The 25,668-nt window shown below is 66.5% G+C and carries 21 protein-coding genes and 1 pseudogene; 15 read left to right on the forward strand and 7 right to left on the reverse strand.

Features of this window, described 5'->3' with window-relative positions:
• Positions 1-159 precede the first annotated feature (159 nt).
• The 4 genes from sfnG to U742_RS0105480 form a co-directional block, all read right to left on the reverse strand.
• Positions 160-1,287, reverse strand: a complete 1,128-nt coding sequence (gene sfnG / locus U742_RS0105465) for a dimethylsulfone monooxygenase SfnG (protein ID WP_029350823.1) — start codon at positions 1,285-1,287, stop codon at positions 160-162.
• 29 nt (positions 1,288-1,316) lie between these two features.
• The gene (locus tag U742_RS0105470) at positions 1,317-1,892 is read right to left on the reverse strand and encodes an NAD(P)H-dependent oxidoreductase (RefSeq protein ID WP_051660877.1); all 576 of its coding nucleotides are present in this window, start codon (positions 1,890-1,892) and stop codon (positions 1,317-1,319) included.
• Positions 1,893-2,513: 621 nt separating this feature from the next.
• On the reverse strand, positions 2,514-4,022 hold the full coding sequence (locus U742_RS0105475; protein WP_029350827.1) for a tripartite tricarboxylate transporter permease: 1,509 nt from the start codon (positions 4,020-4,022) through the stop codon (positions 2,514-2,516).
• Entirely contained in the window at positions 4,022-4,480 is a 459-nt protein-coding gene (locus U742_RS0105480; protein WP_029350830.1) for a tripartite tricarboxylate transporter TctB family protein, read from the reverse strand. Before U742_RS0105480 ends, U742_RS0105475 begins: the two co-directional genes overlap by 1 nt.
• Before the next feature lie 89 nt (positions 4,481-4,569).
• On the opposite strand from U742_RS0105480, the gene U742_RS0105485 reads away from it, so the two are divergent.
• The 9 genes from U742_RS0105485 to U742_RS0105525 are packed head-to-tail and all read left to right on the forward strand — an operon-like array spanning position 4,570 to position 16,407.
• Positions 4,570-5,568, forward strand: coding sequence for a Bug family tripartite tricarboxylate transporter substrate binding protein (locus U742_RS0105485; RefSeq protein ID WP_029350832.1), 999 nt, complete (start codon positions 4,570-4,572; stop codon positions 5,566-5,568).
• Between the two features lie 11 nt (positions 5,569-5,579).
• The gene (locus U742_RS0105490; RefSeq protein WP_029350835.1) at positions 5,580-6,917 is read left to right on the forward strand and encodes an LLM class flavin-dependent oxidoreductase; all 1,338 of its coding nucleotides are present in this window, start codon (positions 5,580-5,582) and stop codon (positions 6,915-6,917) included.
• Between the two features lie 55 nt (positions 6,918-6,972).
• Positions 6,973-8,130, forward strand: coding sequence for an ABC transporter ATP-binding protein (locus tag U742_RS0105495; protein ID WP_029350837.1), 1,158 nt, complete (start codon positions 6,973-6,975; stop codon positions 8,128-8,130).
• 10 nt (positions 8,131-8,140) lie between these two features.
• On the forward strand, positions 8,141-9,880 hold the full coding sequence (locus tag U742_RS0105500; RefSeq protein ID WP_051660878.1) for an ABC transporter permease: 1,740 nt from the start codon (positions 8,141-8,143) through the stop codon (positions 9,878-9,880).
• A gap of 14 nt (positions 9,881-9,894) precedes the next feature.
• Entirely contained in the window at positions 9,895-11,457 is a 1,563-nt protein-coding gene (locus tag U742_RS0105505) for an FAD-dependent oxidoreductase (protein WP_029350840.1), read from the forward strand.
• A gap of 27 nt (positions 11,458-11,484) precedes the next feature.
• The gene (locus tag U742_RS0105510; protein ID WP_029350842.1) at positions 11,485-12,876 is read left to right on the forward strand and encodes an LLM class flavin-dependent oxidoreductase; all 1,392 of its coding nucleotides are present in this window, start codon (positions 11,485-11,487) and stop codon (positions 12,874-12,876) included.
• A gap of 31 nt (positions 12,877-12,907) precedes the next feature.
• On the forward strand, positions 12,908-13,978 hold the full coding sequence (locus tag U742_RS0105515) for an ABC transporter substrate-binding protein (RefSeq protein WP_029350843.1): 1,071 nt from the start codon (positions 12,908-12,910) through the stop codon (positions 13,976-13,978).
• Positions 13,979-14,035: 57 nt separating this feature from the next.
• A complete protein-coding gene (locus U742_RS0105520) occupies positions 14,036-15,628 on the forward strand; it encodes a rhodanese-like domain-containing protein (protein ID WP_029350844.1) in 1,593 nt (530 codons plus the stop codon).
• A gap of 17 nt (positions 15,629-15,645) precedes the next feature.
• Positions 15,646-16,407, forward strand: coding sequence for an SDR family NAD(P)-dependent oxidoreductase (locus U742_RS0105525; protein WP_029350846.1), 762 nt, complete (start codon positions 15,646-15,648; stop codon positions 16,405-16,407).
• Between the two features lie 15 nt (positions 16,408-16,422).
• Here U742_RS0105525 and U742_RS0105530 read toward each other — a convergent pair.
• Both U742_RS0105530 and U742_RS0105535 read right to left on the reverse strand, forming a co-directional pair.
• Positions 16,423-17,097 (reverse strand): annotated as a pseudogene (locus tag U742_RS0105530) (ABC transporter permease subunit); the annotation flags it as partial.
• A 451-nt stretch (positions 17,098-17,548) separates the two neighbouring features.
• Positions 17,549-18,415 (reverse strand): LysR family transcriptional regulator, encoded by an 867-nt coding sequence (locus U742_RS0105535; RefSeq protein ID WP_029350850.1) that lies wholly within the window; start codon positions 18,413-18,415, stop codon positions 17,549-17,551.
• 153 nt (positions 18,416-18,568) lie between these two features.
• On the opposite strand from U742_RS0105535, the gene U742_RS0105540 reads away from it, so the two are divergent.
• The 6 genes from U742_RS0105540 (at position 18,569) to U742_RS0105565 (ending at position 23,774) form a co-directional block, all read left to right on the forward strand.
• Positions 18,569-19,402, forward strand: a complete 834-nt coding sequence (locus tag U742_RS0105540) for an oxidoreductase (protein WP_029350853.1) — start codon at positions 18,569-18,571, stop codon at positions 19,400-19,402.
• Positions 19,403-19,449: 47 nt separating this feature from the next.
• On the forward strand, positions 19,450-20,943 hold the full coding sequence (locus U742_RS0105545) for an MFS transporter (RefSeq protein WP_197028177.1): 1,494 nt from the start codon (positions 19,450-19,452) through the stop codon (positions 20,941-20,943).
• 146 nt (positions 20,944-21,089) lie between these two features.
• Positions 21,090-21,605, forward strand: a complete 516-nt coding sequence (locus U742_RS0105550) for a hypothetical protein (RefSeq protein ID WP_029350858.1) — start codon at positions 21,090-21,092, stop codon at positions 21,603-21,605.
• Positions 21,606-22,179: 574 nt separating this feature from the next.
• Entirely contained in the window at positions 22,180-22,551 is a 372-nt protein-coding gene (locus tag U742_RS0105555) for a MarR family winged helix-turn-helix transcriptional regulator (protein ID WP_197028178.1), read from the forward strand.
• Positions 22,552-22,555: 4 nt separating this feature from the next.
• A complete protein-coding gene (locus U742_RS0105560) occupies positions 22,556-23,371 on the forward strand; it encodes an NAD-dependent epimerase/dehydratase family protein (RefSeq protein ID WP_029350862.1) in 816 nt (271 codons plus the stop codon).
• A 10-nt stretch (positions 23,372-23,381) separates the two neighbouring features.
• Positions 23,382-23,774 carry an ester cyclase gene (locus U742_RS0105565; protein WP_029350863.1) on the forward strand — a complete coding sequence of 131 codons (393 nt, stop codon included), beginning with the start codon at positions 23,382-23,384 and terminating at the stop codon, positions 23,772-23,774.
• Positions 23,775-24,221: 447 nt separating this feature from the next.
• Here the strand turns inward: U742_RS0105565 and U742_RS0105570 are convergent, their stop codons facing one another.
• Positions 24,222-25,628: an amidase gene (locus U742_RS0105570; protein WP_029350865.1), complete on the reverse strand. Its 1,407-nt coding sequence runs from the start codon at positions 25,626-25,628 to the stop codon at positions 24,222-24,224.
• Between the last annotated feature and the right edge of the window lie 40 nt (positions 25,629-25,668).

Consider the following 25,668-nt stretch of genomic DNA (forward strand, 5'->3'; position numbering starts at 1 on the left):
GCGGGTTCGGCTGGGGCGCGGCCGCAGCACGCGCCTCATCCGCGCTGTCGAAAGACAAGAATTCTGCTGCCGGGGCGAAGGCCCCGGTCGTCGCCGGTGACATCGAATGGTTCTCCAAGGGCCGGCGGCACTTTCGTGGGCTGCCGCCGGCAGCAAGTCTCAGGCTGCAGCGTCGGCGGGCTGGCGGGCCTTCGCCCGCTTCGCCTCAAGGTCGCGGACGAGGGGAATGATGCGCTTGCCGAAGAACTCCACCTCTTCTTGGAAATGCAGGAAGCCTAGCAGGATCAGATCGGCACCGGCATCCTTGAGAGCGAGGATGCGCTCGGCGATCTGCTGCGGCGTGCCGATCAGGTTGGAGCGGAAACCGTCATTGTACTGGACGAGATCATCGAAGGTCGATTTCGCCCAGTTGCCCTCGCCCTCGGGCGAAGCCTTGCCGGCATTCTTCACCTCGTGGCCGAACGCGTTGACGGCTTCCGGATTGGCCTTCTCGATGATCTCGGCGAGCACGGCCTTGGCCTCGGCCTCGGTCTCCCGGGCGATGGCAAACGCGTTCACGCCCACCTTCACGTGGTGACCGTTCTGCACCGCCTTGGCACGGATGTCCTCGACCTGCTTGCGGATCTCGTCGGGCGTGTTGCCGTTGGTGAAGTACCAGTCGGACACCCGGGAGGCCATGTCGCGGGCGGCACGCGAGGAGCCGCCCTGGAAGATCTCCGGCAGAGGGTCAAGCGGCTTCGGCTTCAGCGAGTAGTTGCTGAAACGGTAGAAATCGCCGCGGAAGGTGAAGTCGTCCTCGGTCCAGATGCCGCGCAGCGCGCGGATGAACTCCTCGGAGCGGCGGTAGCGCTCGTCATGGTCGAGCCACGGCTCGCCGATGGCCGCGAACTCACCGCGGAACCAGCCGCTGACGATGTTCACGGCGACGCGGCCGGCGGTGAGATGGTTGATGGTGGCGATCTGCTTGGCTGCCAGCGCCGGATTCCACGGACCGGGCAGGATGGCTGCGATCACCTTCAGCCGCTCGGTGGCGGCGAGCAGGGCATGACTGAACGACACCGATTCATGCTGGAACTCGGCGCCATAGCCCGCCGTGAAGCGAATCTGGCTCAGCGCGTAGTCGAAGCCATTCGCTTCCGCGATCTGCGCGAGCTTGCGGTTGTAATCGATGTCCCAGCTCGTACGCTGCTCGATATTGCTGATGACGAGGCCGCCCGACACGTTGGGGACCCAATAGGCGAACTTCACGGCGTCTTCGCCGGTCACGTGTCCTGCCTCATTGCTCATCGACGTCTCTCCTCAGGAATCTGGATTTGTCAGGCGGCCACACTGGCCGCGGATTCTTGCTCGCCGTGCCACACGCCCTCGATCAGGCGGCCGGCCTCCTCGATGACGCGCGAGATGCGGCCTTCCAGTGCCGGGCTGGCGACGCGATGGTTCTCGAAGTCGGTCTCGACCGCATAGAGCGGCGTCGGCAGCACAAGGCTGCGGAAGAACGCGAAGAGCGGCCGAAGCTGGTGATCGGGCACGAGGCCGTGGAGCGGCGTACCGCCGGTCGCGACGAGCACGACCGGTTTGCTGGCCAGCCGGTCGTAGCCGACAAGATCGAACAGATGCTTGAGCGCACCCGAATAGGAGGCGCGATAGACCGGCGAGCCCACCACGAGCACGTCGGCGGCTTCGAGCGACCGGATCAGGGCGGTGCCTTCCTCGTCGAGCTGCGCGGCTGTCAGCGCGCGGAACAGGACAGGGGCCGCGTCCACCAGCTCGATGACGTGCTCACCTGCTCCGAGGCAATCCGCGAGGCGGTGCGTGACTTCGCTCACGAGCGCCGCGGTTCGCGAGGGCCGCTTCACATTACCGGAGATGCCGAAGACCAAACGCGCGGACATTATTTTCCTCACTCGGGGAATGGGTCTCGGAAATGAAAACCATATTTTCTATCGAAAAGATAGACTGATTCATTGTGCACGTCTCGACATTCGGCGACGCCAGCTGGCGGGCCTACCTTTACCGTTCCCAGGTCGGATATGTTCGCTGCTCCATCAGGAGAAAAACGATCGGGCGGGCGGTGTCACACGTCGTTCGCGCGACGAGATCTGCCCCAAGTTGGTGAGTTGCGGGAGGGAAACACCGACGCAGATCGCCTCGCAATATTGAGAGCCGCGCATGTGGCCAGCTGAAGCAAAGGCGCGGAGTAGAGGTAGGCGCACCGTAGATAGGCGGGTCACTCGACGAGATACGTCACCGATCGGTAGACGGGCTCCGGTGCAAGCTTGCCTTGCCGCTCAGGGCGGCTTGGGCGCTCGGGATTAGGTGAGGCTTCTTAATGGTGGCCGCAAGTTTGGGAGAAGCAGTCCTGCTGTTCGACGCAGCGACGTCCTTTTATGCCGAGAACGAGCAAACTTAGCCACTGGCAAGCCGGGTCTGCCTGCCCGTTTCGCCGACGTGCTGGAAGTGATCGGCGACAAGGCTGCGTCCGCCAAACAGACTTTTCTCAGATCACCTAAGGGTCATGAGCTTCCCTCTTTGAAAACCTCCGCACGGCGGCTTTGTATGCCGGGAACCAGGGTTATAAGCAGCAGCCCGGCCGCCGCCAGCAGCAACGTCAGACTGATCGGCTTGTCGATGAAGGTCATGGCGTCGCCATGGGCGACCCGCATGGCGCGGCGGAAATTTTCCTCCAGCATCGGCCCGATGATGAAGGCGAGCAGCAGCGGCGTCGGCTCGCAGTCGAGGCGCGAGAGCACGTAGCCGAACAGCCCGGCGGCGAACAGCACCACGACATCGAAGGTGGAGTTGTTCACGCTGTAGGCGCCGATGCAGCAGAACAGGATGATCGCCGGCACCAGGCGGCGGTAGGGGATGCGCAGGATCGACACCCAGATGGCGATCAGCGGCAGGTTGATGATCAAGAGCATCGCATTGCCGATCCACATGGAGCAGACCACGCCCCAGAACAGCTCGGGGCGCTGCGTGACCACCTGCGGCCCCGGCGAAATGCCGTGGATGGTCATGGCGCCGATCATCAGCGCGGTGACCGCGCCCGAGGGCATGCCCAGCGTCAGCATCGGCACGAAGGAGGTCTGCGCGGCGGCGTTATTGGCGCTCTCCGGCGCCGCGAGGCCCTCGATGGCGCCCTTGCCGAAGCGCTCCGGCGTGCGCGAAATCCTCTTCTCCAGCATATAGGCGGAGAAGGAGGCGAGCAGCGTGCCGCTGCCCGGCAATATGCCGAGCACGGTGCCGACCCCGGTGCCGCGCAGGATCGGCAGCGCCGAGGCCTTCAGGTCCGCCCATTTCGGCCAGAGCCCGGAGATGCGGCTCTTGATGACGTCGCCGTTCCCCGGCGTCTCCAGCGTGCGTAAGATCTCCGAGATGCCGAACAGGCCCATGGCCAGCGGGATGAAGTCGATGCCGTCGCGCAGCTCGGCGATGCCGAAGGTGTAGCGCGCCTTGCTGGTCTCGACGTCGGTGCCGATCAGCCCGAGCGCGAGGCCGATCAGCACCATGGCGAGCGAGTTCAGCACCGAGCCCTTGCCCATCACCATCACCGCGACGATGGCGAGCACCATCAGCGCGACATTCTCCGCCGGCCCGAACATCAGCCCGAGTTCGGAAAGCGTTCCGGCCGATCCGGCGATGAAGAAGGTCGACACCGTGCCAGCGAACAGCGAGCCGATGGCGGCGATGCCGAGTGCCACCCCGGCGCGGCCCTGCCTCGCCATTTGGTGGCCGTCGAGCGCGGTGATGATGCCGGAGGATTCGCCCGGCATGTTGACGAGGATCGCCGTGGTCGAGCCGCCATATTGCGCGCCGTAATAAATGCCGGCCAGCATGATGAGCGCGCCCACCGCCGGCAGGTCGAAGGTGATCGGCAGCAATATGGCGATGGTGGTGGCGGGACCGATGCCCGGCAGCACGCCGACCAGCGTGCCGAGCAGGGCGCCGATGAGGCAGAACAGCAGGTTCTGCCAGGTGAGCGCGACCTCGAAGCCGAGGCCGAGGTGACCGAGAAGTTCCATCACGAGAGAGTCGGGAGCATGGGCAGCGGCAGGCCGAGCGCGACGGAGAAGACGAGGCCGGCCACCCCGGCCAGCCCGCCGGCGAGCACCACCCGCTCGGGCAGCCCCTCGCCCTGCTGCGCGAGCGAGGAGACGAACACCGTCACCATGGCGCTGGCGATGAGACCGACCGGCTGGATCAGCGCCGCGAAGGCGAGGATGCCGATGCCGATGCTCGCCGCCCCGCGCCACTGGATCGGCGCCTCGGCGGGCTGGTCGGCGCGGCGGGCGGGGTAGGAGACGAGCCCGCGCGCGATGATGCCGGCGGCCACCAGAAGCAGGCCGATCGCCACCGCCCGCGGCACGAAGCCCGGCCCCATGCGCACCGCGGTGCCGGGTGAAAGATGATTGCCGAAGAGAAGCAGCACGGCGCCGAAGACGGCGACGATGCCGCCGGTGAGAAGATCGCGAAGGGGCATGGGGAATTCACTCCGGTATTTAGTATATTTTTCCTATAGACAATTATGATTGTCAATTTAGGATGCCCGCGATTTTCGGAGACATCCCCATGAAAGCTTTCCTGTCGCGCCGCGCCGCCCTCGTTCTCGCCGGCGCCGCATTCACCCTCTCCCTCGCGCCCGCCTCGGCGGAGGAGATCGACGTCTCGAAATATCCGCAGGGGACGGTGCGCATCGTCGTCACCTCCTCGGCCGGCGCGAGCGCCGACGCCCTCGCCCGCACCGTCGCCCGCGAGCTCGGCAAGATCTGGGGCAAGGACCCGGTGGTGGAGAACGTGCCAGGCTCGAACGGCAATATCGGCCTGGAGCAGGTCGCCAATTCGAAGCCCGACGGGCTGACCATCGCGGTCGGCGGTGACAAGGTGCCGCTCAACGCGATCTTCTATGGGCCGGAGCTCAAGACCGACCTCATCAAGGACCTGTCGACGGTCACCAAGGCGGTCGCCAACCCGCAGATCATCGTCGTACGGCCCTCGCTCGGCGTGAAGAACCTCGACGAATATCTGAAGCTCGCCAAGGAGAAGGACGGCGCGCTCACCGTCGGCACGCCCTCGAACGGCGGCGCCCACCACATCGGGCATCTGCTGCTGGGGGAGAAGACCAACACCAAATACACATTCATCCCCTACAAGGGCGGCGCCCCGGCGGTGACCGACTTGCTCGGCGGTCATATCGACGCGGTGATCATCACGCTCGCCGCCGTCACCGAACATGTGCGCGCCGGCCGCCTGGTCGCCATCGGCGTGTCGACCGCCGCCCGCTCCCCTGCCCTGCCGGACGTGCCGACCTTCCAGGAGCAGGGCATCAAGGATTTCGACGTCTCGACCTGGCAGGGTTTCCATGTCTCCGCCAAGACGCCGCGCCCGCTGGTCGAGAAGATCAACCGCGACTTCGTGAAGGCGCTGACCGCGCCGGAGGTGAAGAGCTTCCTCGAAGGTCAAGGCTTCTCGGTGGTCGCCTCCACCGCCGAGCAAGGCGACGCCACGGTGCGTTCCGATTTCGAACGCTATGGCGCGGTGATCAAGGCCGCCAACATCAAGCTCGACTGAGGCGCCGCGTCATGAACAGCGACAGCCGCATCCACCTCAACGTCTTCGTGCCGACCACCGGCCACCACGAGGCGTCCTGGCTCTATCCCGAGACGCAGCCGGAGCGCGTCACCGAGGTCGGCTATTATCGCGAGGTGGCGGCGATCGCTGAGCGCGGCAAGTTCGACTCGCTGTTCCTCGCCGACCAGCTCGCGCTCGGCCGCAGCGTGCGGCACGTCGCGCAGGGCCGGCTGGAACCGCTGACGCTGCTTTCCGCGCTGTCGGGCTCGACCGAGCGCATCGGGCTCATCGGCACCGCCTCCACCACCTATTCCGAACCCTACAACCTCGCCCGGCAGTTCGCCTCGCTGGACCATATCAGCGGCGGCCGGGCGGGCTGGAACATCGTCACCTCCTGGTCGGCCGAGGCGGCCGGCAATTTCGGCCTTGCCCAGCGCAACTCGCATTCCGACCGCTACCGCCGCGCCACCGAATATGTCGAGGTGGTGCGCAAGCTGTGGGACAGTTGGGAGGACGACGCCCGCGTCTTCGACCGCGCGCGCGGCATCTATGCCGACACCGACCGCATCCATCCCATCGACCATGAGGGCGAGGAATTCCGGGTGCGCGGTCCGCTCGACCTGCCGCGCCCGCCGCAGGGCAACCCGGTGCTGGTGCAGGCCGGCTCCTCCGATGAGGGGCGGACCTTCGCAGCGCGCTACGCCGAGGCGATCTTCACCGCGCAGCAGGAGCTCGCCGACGCGCAGGACTTCTATGCCGACGTGAAGCGCCGGGCGATCGCCTTCGGCCGCGGCCCGGACGGCGTGAAGATCCTGCCGGGCCTCTCGCCCATCATCGGCTCGACGCAGGCCGAGGCAGACGCGCTGGAGGAGCGGCTCAACGACCTCACCTTGCCGGTGGTCGGGCTGAAGCATCTCTCGCAGCGTTTCGACGGCTTCGATTTCAGCGGTTTCCCGCTCGACGAGCCGATCCCGGTCGAGGCGTTCCCGAAGCCGGAGACGGTGCAGGGCGCGCAGAGCCGCTCGCAGGTGATCCTCAACCTCGTCGAGCGCGAGCGCCCGACCCTGCGCCAGCTCCTGCGCCGTCTCGCCGGCGGGCGCGGCCACAAGGTGCTGGCCGGCACGCCCGCGGCAATCGCCGACCACATCGAGAGCTGGGTCGCGAACCGCGCCGCCGACGGCTTCAACATCATGCCGGCCTTCATGCCCGGCGGGCTGTCCGCCTTCGTCGACGAGGTGGTGCCGCTCCTCCAGCGGCGCGGGCTGTTCCGTACCGACTATGCCGGGCGGACGCTGCGCGAGCACTACGGGCTGGCGCGGCCGGAGAGCCGCTACGCCCGCTCGGCCTGACCGCACTCGTCGCACTGACCACGCATTTCACTGCACCGACCGTACGGAGCCTTTCGTGTCGTCCTCCACCGCCCTCCGCCATCCCGCCACCGAGCCGACGACCGCCGAACGGCCCCGGCTGGAGCTGCGCGCCCTACGCAAGCAGCTCGGCGACACGGCGGCGGTGAACGGCATCGACCTCAGGGTCGCGCCGGGAGAAAGCGTCGTTCTTCTGGGGCCCAGCGGCTGCGGCAAGACCACGACGCTGCGCATGGTGGCCGGCTTCCTGCAGCCCGACGGCGGCGAGATCCATCTCAACGGTGCGCTCGCCTCCAATGCGGGCTTCTCGCTGCCGCCCGAGAAGCGGCGCCTCGGCATGGTGTTCCAGACCTATGCCGTGTGGCCGCACCGGACGGTTGCCGAGAATGTCGGCTACGGGCTTGAAGTCGCCGGCAAAAAGAGAGGCGAAGTGGAGGCCGTGGTGGCCGCCGTGCTCGATCTGGTGCAGCTCGGCAGCCTCGCCAGGCGCTACCCGGCGGAGCTGTCCGGGGGCCAGCAGCAGCGTGTCGCGCTGGCCCGCGCGCTGGCGACCAAGCCCTCTCTGCTGCTGCTCGACGAGCCGCTCTCGAATCTGGACGCCTCGCTGCGCGAGGAGATGCGCTTCGAGCTGCGCGCGCTGCAGAAGGACATCGGCCTGACGACGCTTTACGTCACCCATGATCAGGACGAGGCGCTGGTCCTCGCCGACCGCATCGTGGTGATGAACAAGGGCCGCATCGAGCAGATCGGCACGCCCGAGGAGGTCTACCGCACGCCGGCCAGCCGCTTCGTCGGTGGGTTCATCGGCATCGCCAACCTGCTCGAGGGCGAGGTCGAGACCGTCGACCGCGCCGGCGGGCGGGTGCGCGTTGCGCTCGATGCCGGCGACCGCATCTGGTCGGCCTCCACCGACCGCTGGCTCGCCGGCGCGGTTCCCGGCACCCGTGCGACGGTGCTGCTGCGCCCGGAGGACATCCGTCTCGACCGGCCGGAAGCCCCGGATCAGGAACAGGGAATCGAGGTCTCCTTCGGCTCGGAATCGTTCCTCGGCAGCCACTACGAGCTGAAGCTGCGTGCCGGCGGCCTGACTCCGGATGGCATCTTATTGCGCGTCCAGTCCCGCCTGCGCGGCACCTTCGTCGACGGGCGCACTCGTCTTTGGGCGCGGCCGGGCAGCGCCTGGGTGGTAGCGTGAGGGCGGCGTCATGAGCGAGATCGCAGCCCCCGACCACCTCGCCGCGTCCCGAGGGACCGGCTTCGTCGACTCGCTGCTACGCCGACTGGCCGCGCTGCAGCCCGTGCGCTTCCTCGTCATCGGCCTGTCGATCGCGGTGCTGCTGGCGCTGATCGCCTATCCGCTGGTGCTGCTGACCGGCTACAGCCTCGTCGATGCGCAGGGGAACCTGACCTTCGAGACCTTCGAAAAAGCCTTCGCTCGCCGCGGCATGTGGCAGGCGACGGTCAATTCCGGCTGGCTGGTGCTGTTCGTGACGCTCGGAAGCTGCGCCCTCGGTATCCCGCTGGCTTGGATCGTCGCACGCACCGACGCCCCGGGGAAAACGCTCGTCACCCTCGCCGCCGGCGTCTCCTTCGTGATCCCGACCTTCATCTCGGTGATTTCGTGGATCTTTCTCGCCGCGCCGAACTCCGGCTACCTCAACAAGCTGGCTATCGAGCTGTTCGGCTTCGAGAAGGCGCCGTTCAACATCATGAGCTTCGGCGGCCTCGTCTTCATCGAGATCGTCGGCGTCTACCCGCTGGTGTTCTTCGCGGTGAACGCGGCGCTGAACAATGTCGACGCCAGCCATGAGCAGGCTGCGCGCATCCTCGGCGCCGGCCGGCTGCGCACCACCCTCACCATCACCCTGCCGCTGGTGCGCCCGGCGATCCTCTCCGCGGTGATCCTAGTGATGCTCGACGCGCTCTCCTCCTTCGGCGCGCCGTCGGCCATCGGCACCATGGCCAATTTCTCGGTCATCACCACGAAGATCTACGACCTTTTGAAGTTCCCGCCGCAGTTCAACTACGCGGCGGCGGTCGCCATGCCGATCATGATCTTCACGGCAATCAGCCTGCTGATCCAGAAATACGCGATCCGGGCGGAGAACTTCCGCACCCTCACCGGCAAGGCGACGCCGGGGCAGATCCTCGCGCTCGGGCGCTGGCGTTGGGTGGCGGGCGGCTTCTGCCTGATCGTCGCGCTCGTCACCGCCGTGCTGCCGGTCGGCGCGCTGCTGCTGCTCTCGGTGCTGTCCTCCTTCGGCGCCGACATCCGGCTCGATAACCTCGTCGGCAAGCACTACGCGCTGATCTTCGACGAGAACTTCGCCGCCCGCGCCTCGATCCTGCACAGCCTCTTGCTGGCGCTGGCGACCGCCACCGTCTGCGCCACGCTTGGCCTCGTGCTGGGCTGGGTGGTGGAGCGGTTCCGCTTTTTCGGCCGCGAGCTGATCGGCTTCCTCGTGATGATCGCCTACGGCTTTCCCTCCATTGCCTACGCGGTGGGGATCCTGATGGGCTATGTCGACCTGTTCTACGGCACGCTCACGCTCATCCTCATCGCCTATGCCGGCAAGCTGCTGCCCATCGCCTTCGTGCTGGTGAGGAACGGCATCCAGCAGCTCTCGACCGACCTCGAGGAAGCCGCGCGCATCTCCGGCGCCGGCTGGCTGCGCTCGATCAAGGACGTCACCTTCCCGCTGGTGCGCGGGGCGGTGGGCATCGCTTGGGTGCTCGTCTTCTCGCTGAGCCTGCGCGAGCTCTCCATGTCGGCGATCCTCGCCCAGTCGGACACGCAGGTGATGCCGACCGTGGTGCTGCAGTTCATCGAGGACGGCGCGGTCGAGCTCGCCGCCGCGCTGGCGGTGGTCATCGTCGTCGTCAGTCTCTCCATGCTCGGCCTCATCCGCCTGTTCACTGCCAAGAAGACGGCGGCCGTCAGCTAGCTGGAACCGTTCCCATGACCGTTCACACCCTTCCGCCCGACCGTTTCGACGAGGTCTGGGACGTCCTCGTCATCGGCTTCGGCTTCGCCGGAGGCGCCTCCGCCATCGCCGCGCACGATGCCGGCGCGCGCGTGCTGCTGATCGAGAAGCAGCCCGATCCCGGCGGCATCTCGATCTGCGCCGGCGGCGGCATCCGCACCATCGTCGAGCCGGAGGGCGCGCGCGCCTATCTGCGCGAGGCGGTCGGCCCCGACGTGCCGGAAGACGTGCTCGAAGCGGTCGCGTCCGGCATGGCGGAGCTGGAGCCTTATTTTCGCAACCTCGCGACGGCGAACGGCGCCGAGATCGCCGTGCACCGGCGCGTCGCCAACTATCCCTTCTCTGGCCATGACGCCTTCGGCACGGTGGAGGTGCTCTTCATCCCCGGCTTCGATCCGCGCGCGGAATATCCGCATGTGCGCGGCCGGTTGCGCGGGCCGAACGTGTTCAAGCTGGTGCACGACAATATCCGCGCCCGCGGCATCGAGGTGCGGCTAAACACGGCGGCCGAAAGGTTGGTCCTCGGCGAGGGCGGCGCCGTGCTCGGCGCCGAGCTGCGGCACGAGGGCAGGCTGACACGCGTCGCCGCCCGGCGCGGCGTCATCCTCGCCTCTGGCGGCTTCGAGGCCGCGCCCGAGCTGCAGCGCAAATACTGGCAGATCCGCCCGGTATTGCCGGTGGCTACGCGCGGAAATACCGGCGACGGCATCCGCATGGCGCAGGCCGCCGGCGCCGACCTCTGGCACATGTGGCACTTCCACGGCTCCTATGGCTTCCGCCACACCGACCCGGCCTATCCCTATGGCCTGCGCGTCAAGAAGCTGCCTGACTGGACGCCGCAGCTGCAGGAGCCCGACGTGCGCATGTCCTGGATCGTGCTCGATCGCCAGGGCCGGCGCTTCATGAACGAGTACCAGCCCTACATCCAAGACACCGGCCACCGGCCGCTCGACCAGTACGACGCGCAGTCGCAGCGCTTCCCACGCATCCCGGCCTTCCTCGTGGTCGACGAGGAGGGGCGCAAGCTCTACCCGCTCGGCCAGACCGTGCTGAACGACCGTTCGGTCGAGCCTTATGAGTGGAGCAGCGACAACCTCAAGGAGGTCGGCAACGGCATCCTGAAGCGCGCCAACAGCGTCGAGGAACTGGCGAGCCTCATCGGTGCCGATCTGGCCGCCGTGGCGCAGAGCCTCGATCGCTGGAACGCAGCGGTCGAGGCCGGGCAGGACGGCGACCATAATCGTCCGTCCGGCTCGCTCTTCCCGGTGAAGAACCCGCCCTTCTATGTTGGCGAGCTCTGGCCGGTGGTCAGCAACACCCAGGGCGGCCCGGCGCATGATGCGCAGCAGCGGGTGATCAACGCCCATGGCGCGCCGATCCCGCGCCTCTACGAGGCCGGCGAGATCGGCTCCATCTGGGGCTTCCTGTATCTCGGCGCCGGCAATCTCGCGGAGTGCTTCGTCACCGGCCAGATCGCTGGCCGCGAGGCCGCCGCGCAGCCCACCTGGGCGACCACGCCGGAACTGACGGCCGCCTGAACAGCCAGGATTTCAAGGAAGAATAAGATGACTTCGCAACGCAGGCAGATGGCACTCGGCGCCTTCCTCTACCCCACGGGCCACCATGCGGCCGCCTGGCGCCATCCGGCCGCGCAGGCCGATGCCGGCGTCAACTTCAGGCATTATGCGCAAATCGCCCAGGCAGCCGAGGCGGCCAAGTTCGACATGCTGTTCCTCGCCGACAGCGCCGGTGCACGGGGCGAGGACTGGGGAGCGCTAGCGCGCTTCTCGACCCACTATGTCGCGCAGTTCGAACCGCTGACCCTGCTTAGCGCGCTGGCGGCAGTGACCGAGCGCATCGGCCTCGTCGCTACCGCGTCGACCACCTACAACGAGCCCTATGTGCTCGCACGCAAATTCGCCTCCATCGACCACATCAGCGGCGGGCGCGCGGCATGGAACCTCGTCACCTCCGCCAACGAGGCGGAGGCGCAGAATTTCGGCCGCGACCGGCTGCTCGACCATGACGAGCGCTACCGCCGCGCCACCGAATTCCTCGCCGTGGCGCAGGGGCTGTGGGATTCGTGGGAGGACGACGCCTTCATCCGCGACAAGGAGAGCGGCGTCTTCTTCGATCCCGAGAAGGCCTATCGCCTCGACCATCGCGGCGAGTTCTTCGGCGTGCGTGGGCCGCTCAACATCCCGCGCTCGCCGCAGGGCTGGCCGGTGCTGGTGCAAGCCGGCTCGTCCGACGCCGGCAAGGAACTCGCCGGCGCCTCGGCCGAGGTGGTGTTCACCGCCCAGCAGACGCTGCCCCTCGCGCAGGCCTTCTACCGCGACGTGAAGGCCCGCGCCGTCGCCCATGGCCGCTCGCCGGACGATGTGAAGATCATGCCCGGCATTTTCCCCGTGGTCGGCCGCACCGAGGCGGAGGCCAGGGCCAAGTTCGACGAGTTGCAGAACCTCATCCACCCGGATGTGGCGCTGTCGATCCTGGAGCACCGGCTCGGCATCCCTCTGCGCCATCTCTCGTTCGACGGGCCGCTGCCGAAGGACATCCCGCTCACCAATGCGGCGCAGAGCCGGCAGGCGCTGCTGCTGGAGCTCGCCGAGCGCGAGGGCCTGTCGATCCTCCAGCTTGGCCTGCGCGTCGCTGGAGCACGCGGCCATTGGCAGGTGGTCGGCACGCCCGAGCAGATCGCCGACGTCATGGAGGAGCGCTTCCTCAACGAGGGTGCCGACGGCTTCAACGTCATGCCGCCCTATCTGCCGGGCGGACTGATCGACTTCATCGAGCTGGTCATCCCCGAGCTGCGCCGGCGCGGGCTGTTCCGCACAGAGTACGAAGGCCGGACCCTGCGCGAGCATCTTGGCCTCAAGCGTCCCGGGCGTCATCACAAGCATCACAGGGCAACCGAGGGCGCGACGCACAGCGACGCCGCACCGGCGGCAGCCTGATCAACCAAGCGATATTTTGCGGAGATTTCACATGCTCATCGACAAGCGCAGCCTTTTGAAGGGCGCTGCGACCCTTACCCTGATCGTCGGCGTCGCTGCGCCGCTCGTCCCCGCCCGCGCCGACACGCTGCCCGAGCGTTTCGCCAGCCTCTACGAGGCGGCGAAGAAGGAAGGGCAGGTGGTGTTCTATACCTCCTACCGTCAGGAGACGAGCACGGCGGTGCTGGAGTTCTGGCGCAAGACCTTCCCGGACGTGAAGCTCAACATCGTTCAGAAGCAGACGCTCGACCTCATCCCCACCATCGAGGCGGAGAAGGCGGCGGGCCGTACCAATGCGGACGTGGTCTTCATCAGCCAACGCTTCATCCTCGACGACTGGAAGAAGCGCGGCTACCTCGTCCCCTACAAAGTGCGCGACTTCGACCAGATCGGCGGCAACTACAAGGACCCGGAGGGCAACTACATCGCCACCGCGGCGACGCTGCTCTCGGCCGCCTACAATCCGAAGGTCTTTCCGGATCCGTCGGTGCTGCCGAAGAAGATCGCCGACTTCCTCGACCCGAAGTGGAAGGGCAAGATCGTCTTCTCCGATCCGCGCACGGCGGCCTCCCAGCTCACCTGGTTCCAGACGCTGCTGGCGCACAAGATCATCACCTGGGACACCATTAAGGGCTTCGCGAGCCAAGACTTCCTGCTGACCCGCGGCAATGCGGAATCGGTGCGCCTCTTGGTGGCTGGCGAGCGTGACCTCTCGCCGCTGATCTCCTCGCAGAACGTCATCACCGCCCGCGAGCGCGGCCAGAGCATCGAGGCCTACATCCTCGACGAGGGCGTGGTCACCAACGAGAACTACCTCGCCATCTTCAAGGGCGGCCCGAACCCCGCCGCCGCCAAGCTGCTGATCGAGGTGCTGACCAGCCCCGAGGGCCAGGAGATCGTGGCGAACGCCGGCTCCTACATCCCGACCCATCCGGACGCGAAGATCCCGGCCGGTCTGCCGAAGCTCTCCGACCTGAAGATCATTGTGGCGGACCAGGACATCGGCGGCGACGCCTCGCAGAAGTTCCTCGAGCAGTTCGACGCGGTGTTCAACCGCCAGTGACGCGGCACCGGCCCTCCGCCCGGCGCGGAGGGTCGCCTTCTCTTACGGGTTTCAGACATGAGCACCGAATTTGCGCGCATCGGCGCGGCGGCCCTGCGCGAGCGACTGCGCGAGGGCGGCGAGATCGCCCTTCTCGACGTCCGCGAGGAGGGCGTGTTCGCCGCGCGCCACATATTGGCGGCCTCCAACGCCCCGACCAGCCGGCTGGAGCGCATCGTGCCGGAGCTGGTGCCGCGCAAGGCGACCCCCATCGTTCTCGTCGATGACGATGAACGCCTCGCCGCGCGGGCAGGCAAGGTCCTCGCCGCCGCCGGCTATGGTGACATCTCCATCCTCGGTGGCGGCGTGCCGGCCTGGGCGGTGGCCGGCTTCGAACTCTTTGCCGGCGTCTATGTGCCGAGCAAGGCCTTCGCCGAGGTGGTCGAGGTGACCCAACACACGCCGCATATCGACGCGCATGAGCTGGAGGCGCGCCGCGCCAACGGCGAGAAGATCGTGCTGCTCGATAGCCGGCCCTTCGACGAGTACAACTGGATCACCATTCCCGGCTCGATCGACTGCCCGAGCGGGGAACTGGTACTGCGCGCGCGTGAGAGCGTACCGGACGAGGACACTCTCGTCGTGGTAAATTGCGGCGGGCGCACGCGCTCGATCATCGGGGCGCAGATCCTCATAGATGCCGGCCTGCCCAACAAGGTGGTGTCGCTGAAGAACGGCACGCAGGGTTGGCACCTCGCCGGCCTCGACGTGCAGCGCGGCGCGACCCGCGTGGCGCCGCTGCCCTCCCCGCCTGCGCATGACTGGGCGCGGCAAGCGGCCGGCCGGCTGGCGGAGCGCTTCGGCGCGCCGACCATCGACGCGGCGACGCTCGCCCGCTACGAGGCCGAGCAGGACCAGACCACGCTCTACCGCTTCGACGTGCGCGACCCGGTCGAATATCGCGCCGGCCACCGCGCCGGCTTCCGCTCCGCGCCGGGCGGCCAACTGGTGCAGGCGACCGACACCTTCATTGCGGTGCGCGACGCGCGCATCGTGCTGGCCGACAGCGACGGCGTACGGGCGCACACCACCGCCGCGTGGCTGCGGCGCATGGGCTTCGACCATGTCGGCGTGGTCGACGAGAACGTACCCGCCAAGCTGGAGACCGGCGAAGCTCTGGAGACGGTCATCGGCCTCGACGCGGTGTCGGCGGAGAGCGTCAGCCCGGCCGAGCTCGCCGGCCTGATCGAGCGCCATGAGGCGGTCGTGGTCGACGTCGCCACCAGCCGCGAATACCGCGCCGGGCACATCCCCGGCGCCTGGTTCGCCATACGCGGCCGGCTGGCTGAGGATGCGTCGAAGCTCCCGGCCGCGCCCCTCTATGTGCTCACCTCGTCCGACGGCATCATCGCCCTCCTCGCCGCTGCCGAGCTGGCGGAAGCGACCGGCCGACCGGTGAAAACCCTCGCCGGCGGCACCGCCGCCTGGCGTGGCGCCGGGCGGCCGGTCGAAGCCGGCAAGGAGAACCTCGCCTCGGCCACCGACGACGTGCTGCTCAAGGCGTTCGAGCGCCGCGACAAGCGCGAGGACGCGATGCGCGAATATCTGCAATGGGAGCTCGACCTCGTCGAGCAGGTGCGCCGTGACGGCACCATCCAGTTCCGCCTCTGACCCTCGAGAGACACAGCATGACAAGCTCCAACTGGCCGCTCTCCGGCAAGGTCGCCCTCGTCACCGGCTCCGCCCGCCGCATCGGCCGCGAGAGCGCGCTGCTGCTGGCGCGCGAGGGCGCCCATGTCGTCGTCCACGCCCGGTCCTCGCGCGACGAGATCGAGGCGGTGGCCGGCGAGATCCGCGCCGAGGGCGGCACCGCCACGGCGCTGCTCGCCGACATCACGGTGGAGGCGGAAGCCCGTCGCCTGGTCGAGACCATCGTCGGCGAGACCGGCCGGTTCGATATCCTCGTCAACAACGCCGCCGTGCGCGGCGAGCGCTCCTTCGCCGAGCTCGACATCGCCACCTTCCGGGCGGTCTATTCGGTAATCGTCGAGGGCGCGTTTTTCCTCAGCCAGACGGCCGTGCCGCACATGGTGAGGGGCGGCTTCGGCCGGATCATCTCCATCGGCGGCGTCGCCGCCCATGCCGGGGTCTCGCACCGGGTGCACGTCGCCACCGCCAAGGCGGCGCTGGTCGGCTTCACCAAGGCGCTGGCCATCGAGTTCGGCGAGCAGGGCATCACCGCCAATCTCGTGGTGCCGGGCAAGATCGGCGGCGCACGCTCGGCGACCTCCGGCGCAGGCGGCGCTTTCCCCGGCGGGGGCTACCTGCCGGTCGGCCACGAGGGCACGCCGCGCAACGTGGCGGAGATCGTGCGCGTCCTCGCTTTGCCGAGCGGCGACTTCATCACTGGCCAGACGCTGCATGTGAGCGGTGGCATGTACCTGCCCTGATCGACCGGTCGCGCCCTAGCTACGCTCGGCCCATCCGACGAAGAGGCGCTCGACGAGGCGCACGCCGCATTCGAGCGCGAAGGCGACGCCGGCGATGACGAGGATGCCGGCGACCACCACGTCGGTGGCGAGGAAGTTGGCCGCCGACTGGATCATGAAGCCGACGCCGCGCGTCGCCGCCACCAGCTCGGCGGCGACCAGTGTCGACCAGCCGGCGCCAAGCGCGATGCGCGTGCCGGTGAGGATCGAGGGCAGGGTGGAGGGCAGCACCACGAGGCGCAGCACCTGCGCGGGGGTGGCGCCCAGCGCGCGGGCGACGTTGAGGCGGTTCGGCTCGACGTTCCGCGCCCCGGCGGCGGTGGCGATGATGATCGGCGGCAGCATGGCGAGGCCGATCACCAGCACCTTGGCGGTCTCGCCGATGCCGGCCCAGATGATGACGAGCGGCAGATAGGCGAGCGGCGGGATCGGCCGCAGGAACTCGACGATGGGGTCGAGGATGCCGCGTCCCACCGTCGAGAGGCCGATGGCGAGCCCCGCCGGGACGCCGATGGCGATGGCGGCGATCAAAGCGAGGAAGACGCGCAGCAGGCTGGCGCCGAGATGCTGGGCGAGGGTGGCGTCGACGAAGCCTTCGGTCGCTATGCGCCAGAGCCGGGCCAGCACCGCCTCGGGCGAGGGCAGGAACAGCTTGGGCACGGCGCCGGACGCGCTCGACGGTCACGGACGATGATCGCTTCGCGGTGGGTCGCCGGCTCAAGGAGGACTTCGACAACGGTCGCCACTACTACGAGATGCATGGCGCAGCCTTGCGGTCACCGGGACGGGAGGCGCCGTCGCCATCTCCGGCAGCGTCGGAGTGGCATCGTACGAGCCGTTCTCTTGGCTAAAGTGGCGTTCGCCCCCAAGATTCGGCGATCTTCAAGCCTCAAGCAGACAAGAACGCTGTTGCCGACAAGCAGACCTTCCCAACGGAAGCGATGGGTCAGTTCCGGCCTCGGGCATTCATCGGCGATATGTCTGCTTCTCATTTGAAGTTCCCAATAGCGGAAAGTCTGCTTCCGGCCCCAACCGTCCATTCGTCCTCGCCACAACGAGCTTCCAATTCTGGCGCTAACAATTAAGTTGCCGGCTGCAGCGTTCACAGTTGAAGTGGTGTCTTCGTAATATGGTCGGTCACGACGGTTATGAAGGCCCGCAGCCGCTGAAGGCGCCGGATGTCCCGGTGATAGCCCATCCAGATATCGCGTGAGGGCGGCTCTACTGGCAAGTTGAGCTGGCGGAGGCCTGCTATTTGGCTGCCGACCACTTGCGGCAGCACGGCGATGCCAATGCCCTGGCGGGACATCCGCCCCTGCACGTTGCGATTGTTGGATCGGAGGAGCGGCTTCGCGTTCGGAAAGCTCTCCGCGAGCCACGCAATATCCGGGAATTGGCCGGTCGACGTGTCGTGGGTGATGAGCCGGAAGCCGGCGCCATCACCATACACCGGCTCGGGTGAGCCCGCCGCGACGTAGACGCCGTAGGGTAGGTGGACTAGCCGTCGCTGCACGACGTCGGGGTTGTCGAATGGCACGATCCGGAAAGCGATATCGGCCTCCCGCTGCGCGAGGCTGAACAGGCGGGTGCCGGTGAGAATCTCCAGATCAACGTGCGGATAGGCCTTCGCATAATCGTCGATGATCGGCGGCAGGACATAGGCGCCGAACCAATCGGCTGAGGATATGCGCAAGGTGCCCTGAAGGGCTTGCTCCTGTCCAGCGAGCCGCCGCTCGATGGCCAGAGCGCCTTCCTCCATCTGCTCGGCCAGAGCGATGACGGCGTTGCCTTCTTCCGTCGGAACGAAACCGTCGGCCGTCCTCTGGAACAGCGTCTGGCCCGTGGCCTGCTCGAGTGCACGAAGGCGGCGTCCGACCGTGGGATGACTCAGATGAAGCGCGCGGGCGGCAGCGCCCAGAGTGCCGGTGCGGGCTATGGCCAGAAAAATCCGGACGTCGCTCCATTCCATCGCCACACCCACAGAAATGAACAGAGACCGTACGATACTGTCAGTTATCGAACAAATCCAACCACCTACATTCGCCACATCCAAGGCGGCGCGCGCACCGGTTGTTGATGGCGTCGGTTTCCGCGGCGCCCCGCCCCGATGAAGGAGAATGTGATGAAAACCTGGCTGATCACGGGATGCTCGTCGGGCCTGGGCCGGCAGCTTGCCGAGGCCGTAGCCGCGCGAGGCGATCGACTCGTCGCCACCGCCCGTTCGGCGGAGAGCTTGGCCTCGCTGTGCGAGCGCTATCCCGAGACGGTGCGCAGCATCGCCTTCGACGTCACCCGCGCCGGCGATGCCGCAAAGGCCGTGGCCCTGGCCGAAAGCGCGTTCGGCGGGCTCGACGTGCTCGTCAACAATGCCGGCTTCGGCTTCATCGGCGCCATCGAAGAGGCAGAGCCCGACGAATATCGGCCGATGTTCGAGGTGAACGTCTTCGGCCTCGTCGAGACGACCCGCGCCGCGCTGCCGGCGCTGCGCAAACGTGCCGGCGCCCGCATCGTCAATCTCTCCTCCGGTGCCGGGATCGCCGGCTCCGCGGGCTTCGGCTTCTACAATGCGACGAAGTTTGCCGTCGAAGGCCTATCCGAGGCGCTCGCACAGGAGCTTCGTCCGCTCGGTGTGCACGTGATCATCGTCGAGCCCGGCCCCTTCCGCACCGAGTTTCTCGGCCGCTCGATGATCACTGCAGCACGGGAGATCGCCGCCTATGCCGAGACGGTGCCGGCGAGACGCCGTTACCGTCAGACCAATAACGGCCGGCAGGCGGGCGACCCGGCCAAAGCCGTCGCCGTGATGCTGCAGGCCGTCGATGCCGCGCATCCGCCGCTGCACCTGCCGATCGGGCCGCGCGCCCACGCGATAGCGGAGCAGAAGCTGGACTCCTTCCGCGCCGACATAGCCGCCTGGCGCGACATCTCCATCGCAACCGATTTCGACGCTGCCTGAGCCGATCAGCGGCCGCGAAGTTCAGTTTCCAGAACGGACATACACTCATGAGCGCGACAACATGTGAAGCCGCGGCCCTCAAGGCCGTCATTGCGCGGGACGGTGACGCCCTGCTCGAGCCGCGGCGCTGGACGATGTTCGTGATCCTGCTGGTCGGCGCGTTCCTGCCGCCGCTCGACTTCTTCATCGTCAATGTTGCGCTCCCCTCGATCCGCGGGGAATTGGGCGTCTCCTCCTCCGCCGAGCAACTCGTCATTTCTTCCTATGCCGCGCTCTATGCCGTGACGCTGACGACCGGTGGGCGGCTTGGGGATCTGTTCGGTCGCGGCCGCGTTTTCTTCCTTGGCCTGGTCGGCTTTGCCGCCGCCTCGACGCTGTGCGGCTTCGCCGGCTCGCCCTGGGTGCTGGTGGCCGGGCGCGCCTTGCAGGGCGTGACGGCCGCCGTGATGGCGCCCCAGGCGCTCGCGTCTGTGCAGGCGATTTTCCCGGAGAGGGAGAAGCCGCTCGCCCTCAGCATCTATGGTGCGGTCTTCGGCATGGCCGCGGTGGTCGGGCAGGCATTGGGCGGCGTCCTGATCTCGCTGGATTTTATGAGGCTGGGGTGGCGGGCGATCTTCCTGATCAACCTGCCGGTGGCGATGCTCGTCCTGCTGTTCGGCATTCCTCTGTTGAAAGAGACGCGCGCGCAGGGCGCGCGTCGGCTGGATCTCGGCGGCGTGGCGCTGTCGATGCTGGCGCTCGGCGGGCTGATCGTGCCGCTGATCGAGGGGCGCGAAGCCGGATGGCCGGTGTGGTTCTGGCTGTCGCTCGTCGCGGTGCCGCTGCTGGCGTGGCTCTTCTGGCGTTATGAGACCCGGCTGGCAGGTGCGGGCGGCGCCCCTCTGCTCGACCCCGGCGCCTTGCGGGCACCGGGACTGGGCCGCGCGCTGCTGATCGCGCTTTTGTTCTATTCGATCGGCAGCTTTTTCCTGCTGTTCTCTATCTATTTGCAGGACGCGCTGCATTTGACCGCACTGCAGGCGGGCCTCGTCTTCCTGCCGTTTGGTGCCGGATTCCTGCTCGGGCCGTTGTCGACGCCCTTTCTCCGACAGTTCTGCGGCGCCTATGTCAATCCGATCGGCATGGGGCTGGAGGTCGTCGGGCTCCTGGGTCTCGCCGGGCTCATCGCGGCGACACTGAGCGGCGTGCATCCCCCACCGATGCCGCTTGCCGCCCTCCTGTTCGTCATCGGTTTCGGGCAGGGCCTCGCCCTGCCGACCCTGATGCGGATGGTGACAGGCCGGGTCGCGCCCGCCTTTTCCGGCATGATCGCCGGCATCGCCAGCTCGACCCTCCAGGTCAGCACCGCGCTCAGCGTCGCCGTGATCGGTGGGATCTTCTACGAGGTGCTGGGTACGCGAACCGATCCGGCCGCCATCACGCAGGCGCTCATCGTCGCCATCCTCTGCATCGCCTTCTGCCTCGCTGGCGGCGTGGCTCTGAGCATCACCCTTGTCCGGCGGGTGCCTCCTGCGCACGGCGAGGCAGAGGGTGAGGTTTGAGACCCCTCGCCGACACATGCCCAGAGGCGCCTATCGCCTATTAGGCGGCTCCATCGGAGCCGAGGACGGGCGCACGCCCGTACAACCCGCGACGCCCGTCGACCGGGATCATCTATCGCGCCAGATCAGAAAGCAGGACAACCTTCATGTTTGGAATCTCGCCCCTCGGCTGGGTGCATACGCTTGGCAGCCTGCCTGCGATCCCGCTCGCCATCTACATGTTTGCCCGCTACGGAAGGATCGTACCGCGATCCGTGCCCGGCGCCCTTTATTTGGTTTCGATGCTGATCGGCGCGACAACGGTGTTTCTGGTGGCCCGTGAGACAGTTAGCTACGGCATCGGCGCGGCGACGATCCTGCTGCTGCTGGCCGGATATAGCATCGGCCACTTCCCGCAATTCGGCCGCGCCGGCGCCTATTTCGAGACGATTTTCCTCACCCTGACGGCGTTTCTTTTGATGGTGCCGAGCGTCAGCGAAACGCTTCGTCGCGTCCCGGATGGCCATCCTCTGGTCACCGATCCGAAGTCGCCGCTCCTCCTGGGAGCCCTGGCCAGCCTCTTCGTCACGCTCGTCGTCGGACTGACCGCTCAGATCATCTATTTGCGCGAGCAGGGCTGGCGCATGGCTGGGGTTTTGCCAAGCAGGAAGGCCGGCGACTGAATGGGCAAACGGACGATGCGCGGCGGAGGAGCACGGCGAGCGGACGCGAGCAATCGCGGTCCGCACTGCTGCTGGCAGAGCGGACGGAAATCTGAAGCTCGGCGGTCATCCGCGGTAGTCGGATGGCCGCTTTGACTCGCGGAACAGCGTGCCGTCTGGGCCACTAAGGGGTGGATAGGGTCCGTCAGGTAGCGAGCTGTCAACGTCAGCTTGCGCCAGGAAGGGGACCTTCGGTGGCTCCTTAGCTCCGACAACCATAGCCTTCAGGTTGTAGGAGCGGAAATCGGAGAAGCTCTAGATCACCGTTGGGGACAGCACCACGGAAGCAATTCGTGGGCTCAGAACGATGATGCTCCGGCTTCGAAGGGCGTCCAGAGATCGAGCTCCGAGCCAATGGTTTACGCGAGCCCACGAGCGAACAAATTGTAGTGTCAGCCGATCCTTGACATTCGTTCGCTACCTTGCGATATTTGCAAGGTAGCGAACGAACTAATAGGGCCTTCGCGGTATGCAGGACGAACATCTGACTGTCGGAGCATGGACAAAGCGATGCTACTTTGCGGGACGGGCCCTGATGGACGCGACACTGCGACCATACGATCTGGGTTCGACGCAGTGGTACGTTCTCTGGCATCTCGCAAATTCTGGTCCGACGGTGCAGCGCGATCTCGGGCGAGCGCTTGAGCTGGAACGGGCGACATTAAGCGGGATCATCGCCACGCTCGTCCGTAAGGATTTGGTCCAGCAGACCTCGGACGGAGAAGACCAGCGCCAGCGTCTTCTGACCCTAACGAGTTCAGGCGAGGCCCTGTGGCGCGAACTCCCAGACCTCTCGTTTATTCACCAAGCTGCTTTTGACGGCATCGCCGAGACTGATCTGGCCACGACGATCCGCGTCCTTCGATTGGCGACCGAGCGTCTACAGACCCTCTCACGAAAGGCATGAGTTAATGACGATCCTGATAACTGGAGCGACAGGTCTTGTCGGCGAGCGGCTTGTTCCGCGGCTGGTGGAAGCAGGTCTTGATTGCCGGCTGCTGCTGCGGACAGGGAAAACCTGCCCCCCGGACGCAACGGCCGTGACTGGCGATATTCTCGACCCTTCGACGCTGTCGGAAGCTGTTTGGGGTGTTTCGGCGATTGTGCACCTAGCCGCCGTCTTTCGCAGCCCGGATACGGATTTGATCTGGAGGAGTAACCTGGAGGGCACCCGCAATCTGATCGCCGCCGTGCAAGCTGATGCACCTGACGCTCGCTTCATCATGGCGAGCACGTCGAATGTCTATAACAGGAACTCCACCCAGCCCGGCCGGGAGACAGATAGCGTCGAGCCGGAACAAGCCTACCCCGCCAGCAAGGTCGCAGCCGAGAAACTGCTGCTCGAGAGTGGCTTGAACTGGTCGATCTTACGGTTCCCGTTCGTTTATGGCGACGGCGACGGCCACCTGGAGATGCTGCCAAAGCATCTGGTCGCCGCCGGCTTCCATCCAGCCAATCGGATGAGCATGATACACCATCGCGATATTGCAACGGCGATTAGAATGGCGCTGGCAGGCAGCTTCGATGGCTGCATCGCCAACATCTCCGACGAAGCGCCGACGACGGTCTATGAACTGGCAGGACTTGTGGGCCACCAGATGGAACCCTCAGCCGAGGCAATGCAAAATCCCTGGTATCTCCATGTCGATGCATCGCTCGCGCGGAGCCTTGGTTTCCGGCCGACCGTGAGGACGGTTTATCAGGCCGCAGAGCAAGGAATGATGTGAGGACAGCCCAATGGACCAAGCCAGACTGCCCCTCATCTACAGCGATTATATCGCCTGCCTCAACGAGCGCGACTGGACGAAGCTTGGCGAGTTCGTCGACAGCGATGTTGTCCACAATGGCCTTAAACTCGGATTGGCCGGTTACCGGGGCATGCTCGAACGGAACGTCCGAGACATCCCCGATCTGCGTTTTGAAACGGAGTTGCTGGTAGTTCAACCGCCGCAGATCGGCAGCCGTTTGAAGTTTGATTGCAGGCCAATTAGGTGGTTCTTTGACCTGCCGATCAATGGTCGCCGCGTGATCTTTTACGAGAATGTCTTCTATCGTTTCGATCGGGGCCGCATCGTCCAAGTGTGGTCGATTGTGGACAAAGCAGCGATTGAAGCTCAGCTTGGGGCGTGACAGCGGCTGCGTGAGAGCTCCTCTCCGGCCTTGGGATGCCCGCGCCACATCACACTGCGCCAGGCCATCCCGAGCTAAGTCGACCGGCTGCTCAGGCCGAGAAGCTGCCATGGCCCCAGTGAGGCGTGAATGGCCGCGATGGGTTCGGGTGCAGAAGGGCAGCTACACGGCATTCGCTACCCAATAGCGGACCGTCCGGAGACGGCCCCGTAACAGCCGCGGAAAGTCATTTCCTCGATGGGTGCGTGTGGATTGTGCCAACGGCCACACTGGGGTGGAAAGCGGTCAATCAGGCTTTGGCAGGAAGCACAACGGGAGCTGCTATTCACGGGAGCATCCCTTCGTGGGTTGGCGGGTTCAGAACGTGCCCACTAACTGATCCGCTTTACTGTCTTTCGCAGATGGCGACGGCGGCGCCCAGCGCTGGGCGCCGCCCGTTCGCAGGGTTCAGAGGTCCGGGAAAATGCCCTGAACCGGACTCACGCTCTCCAGGAGCGAAGCCACGTGCAGGATCGTGGACTCTGCCTGCCACGCCCCCACGACCTGCACGTTTATCGGCAACCCTTCCCTGCTCGTTCCAAACCGCATTGCCAGACCGGGCAGTCCGGTGACGTTGAGGGGCACGGTCGCACCCTGCAGGTAGGTCGCGTCCACCGTCTGGCCGTCGATGGCGAACTCCTCGACCCCGTGCTTGTGCGCCGGGATCGGCAGTACGTGGGTGATCAGGGCATCGAAGCGGGCAAAGTAGTCGGCGTAGCCGTCGCGCAGCCTCTCGGCCGCCTGCTCGGCGTCGATGAAGTCGGACATCGATGTGTCGGGCAGCGACAGCATGGTCCGCGACATCTTGTACATCTCTGCTTCGTGGCCGCTCGTCGCCTCACGGAAGGCGGGCTTCATTTCCATGACATGAAGGCGGTTGAACACGTCGAGGGCGAAGTCGCGCTCCAGCGCCGGAATTCCCACGTGCTCGACATGGATGCCAAGGTCCTTCAAGGCCTCCGCTGCGGCCTTGACGGTCGCCGCGACCTCGGGATCGACGGGACCGAAGCCGGGACCGACCATCCAGCCGACCCGGAGCGGGCGCTCCGGATTGAGCCCGATATCCGCATCGAACTGGCCGAAGATGGTCGCAAACGCGTCCTGGCCGTCCGGTCCGGCGAGTTGCGAAAAGGCCAACGCGACGTCGCGCACCGAACGCGCCATCGGCCCGACATGCCAGAAGCGGCGCGGCGCCCGTGGCCAGATACCCGTCATGGGCACGCGGCCATGCGTCGCCTTCATAGAGGTGATCCCGGTCTGCGCGGCCGGGCCGCGCACGGAGATGGCAAGGTCGGTGCCTAGGCCAAGCGGGGACATGCCCGCTGCGATCGCGGCCGACTCGCCGCCGCTGGAGCCGCCCGGTGTGCGGGTCACGTCCCACGGGTTGTTCGACCGGCCGGACAGGAGATTGTCGCTTTCGATCCAGTAGGAGAACTCGGGCAGGTTGGTCTTCGCCAGGAGGATGCCGCCGGCCTTCTTCATGCGGGCGACGCTCGTGGCATCCTGATCGGGCGTCCGTCCTCGGAAGATCGGCGAGCCGCGCTGCGTGAGCACGCCTGCAGTGTCGATCGAGTCCTTCACGGTGAAGGGGACGCCGTGCAGCGGGCCGAGTTCCTCGCCGGCCATAACAGCCGCTTCCGCAGCCTTGGCCGCGTCGCGCGAGCCTTCAGCGATCGTGACGATCGCGTTGATCGTCGGGTCGATGGCCTCGATGCGATCGAGGTGCGCTTGCATGACCTCAACGGGCGATATCTCGCGGGTGCGGATGAGCTCCGCCAGCTTCGTTGCGTCGAAACGTGTGATCTGATGTGTCATCTGCGCCCCTACCTGTCACTTGATAGGCAACCTCTAGGCC

This window comes from Allobosea sp. 117, from assembly GCF_000702305.1.
Taxonomy (GTDB): Bacteria; Pseudomonadota; Alphaproteobacteria; order Rhizobiales; family Xanthobacteraceae; genus Ancylobacter.